The organism is Neoroseomonas rubea (assembly GCF_016106015.1).
GTDB lineage: Bacteria > Pseudomonadota > Alphaproteobacteria > Acetobacterales > Acetobacteraceae > Neoroseomonas > Neoroseomonas rubea.
Map to the genome: position 1 here is coordinate 1 of NZ_JACADQ010000672.1, position 894 is coordinate 894.

An 894-nucleotide genomic window follows, 5' to 3' on the forward strand; every position below is an offset into this window, starting at 1 on the left:
GCCCCGCCAATTGGCGCCCGGCAGGTGCAGGACCAGCCGGTCGGGCTCCGCGGCGGCGGTGACACGCCAGCGCTGCTCGCCATCGATGGCCAGCGACAGGCGCGCGACGCGCCCGGCGCGGCCAATGGCCGCCCCTCCGATGGTCGCGGCGCCCGCGGCCGCGGGCGCCAGCATGCCCCCGAGCGCGAGGCCGAGCAGATGGCGCCGGCGAAGGCGCGGCATCGCAGCATCCCCTGTCCTGCCCGATCCCCCACCGGGCCCGTGCATGATGCCAAATATTCCAGCATCTTGCCACATGCGCCTTGCGACGCCGCGTGAAGCGCGGACGGGGAAGAAAACGGGATCGTTACATGGCTTGTGGCGCCCCCGCCCCCCGACTATGGTGACCTGCCCCGGCGGCAACCGCTGCGGGCGGAGTCCCGGGCAGGATCGCCCGGCGCGCGACCCCTGGGCCTGAGGCGGGGCGCGAGGCCGGTTCGAGACGACGGGTGCCCGGCCTGGAACCGGGGCGGCGCTCATGCCCCCATCGGTCCCGTGGCTCAGCCGGGCGCCCTCCTGCCGGTTCCGCCAGCGCGGGGATGATGCGCGCAAGGATCCGACCGCCCCTTCGCCGGCGCCGGACCCGCCGCAGGATCCAGCCGGCCCGCCCGTGCCTGGGACCACCGCGATCCGCGGTCGCGTCCAGGGTTTCCGGGGCAGAGACCAGGCACGCCCTCCCCAGGGTCCGCTCCGCGCCGCGCGCGGCGCCGGACCCGCCGGACGAGGACGAGTCCGGCGCGTGCCAGAGGACGCCGCGCCGCCCACCCGTCCCCGCCCGGGCCCCGCCCTTCGTGGCGCCGGCGGCCCCGCCGCGGGGTCGGAAGGGCGCACGCCTGAACTCCAGACTGACTTGAA

General features: G+C 76.7%; 1 pseudogene. It reads right to left on the reverse strand.

Features of this window, described 5'->3' with window-relative positions:
• A pseudogene (locus HW577_RS25730) lies at positions 1 to 222 on the reverse strand (N-acetylmuramoyl-L-alanine amidase family protein); the annotation flags it as partial.
• Between the last annotated feature and the right edge of the window lie 672 nt (positions 223 to 894).